We start from the raw sequence: 928 nt of genomic DNA, 5'->3' as shown, positions 1-928 counted from the left end.
GCGCCGGCATCCGGGACCGGCCGGTCGCCGGGGGCGGCGGCCGCCGTCTCGAGCGGGCGGGCGGGCCGGTTCTGCCGCAGGGTCGCCGCACCGTCGGCGACGGCCGACCATACCGCCCGCGCCAGCGCCTTGCGGTCGGGAAAGCTCGCGGGATCGACCGGCGTATGCAGCAGCACCGTCGCCCGCAGGCCGCTGAGCTGGGCGAGGCGCCAGAAATGCGAGGCGAGGTCCATGTCGCCGTACCAGGCGAAGATGCTGCGGGTCGCCCGTCCGGTCGGCAGCCAGCCCATGCGGTCATAGACCAACGAGACCGGCTGGATCAGCGGCGCGGGCGTGCCCGGCGGGGCCGACCCGGCGCCCTGCCGTATGCCGCCGCCCGGGACCGCGACCGCGAAGAACGAGGTGCGGAACGGCAGCACGCGCGAGCCGTCGGAGCTGGTGCCCTCGGGGAACAGCACGAGGTTGTCGCCGGCGGCCAGCCGCGCCTGCATCACGTCGCGCTCGTCGGCCGTGCGGCCGGGGCGGCGGGTGACGAACACCGTGCGGCCGAGCCGGGCGATGGTGCTGACGACGGGCCAGCGTCCCACCTCGTCCTTGGACACGAAGCAGCCCGGCAGCCGGCCACCGAGCACCGGGATGTCGAGCCAGGAGCAATGATTGGCGACGAAGATCACCGGGCGCGCCGGCGTGCCGCCGCCCGTCGATCGGGCTTGGCCGCCCGCGCCGGCACCGATCACACGCACCCGCATGCCGAGCAGGCGCGCCACCCACGCCCAGTAGACGCGGGGAAAATGCACCTTCGCGCGCCCGGGAAGGCCCAGCAGCACGACCTGCACCACCATCGCGACCAGCGTCCAGACGGCGACCGACACCAGCCGCCGCACCGCCCGCACCTGCCGCACGATCCGGCGCTGCTCGCGCATCGTCA

Annotated in this window: 1 protein-coding gene; it reads right to left on the bottom strand. The window is 75.1% G+C overall.

Annotation, left to right across the window (positions count from 1 at the left end):
* Window positions 1-928, bottom strand: a 928-nt coding sequence (locus B8460_RS17175; RefSeq protein WP_052945288.1) for a lysophospholipid acyltransferase family protein, incomplete at both ends; no start/stop codon positions are given.

It is taken from the genome of Acidisphaera rubrifaciens HS-AP3, from assembly GCF_000964365.1.
GTDB lineage: Bacteria > Pseudomonadota > Alphaproteobacteria > Acetobacterales > Acetobacteraceae > Acidisphaera > Acidisphaera rubrifaciens.
This window is presented reverse-complemented; position numbering and strand designations above follow the sequence as displayed.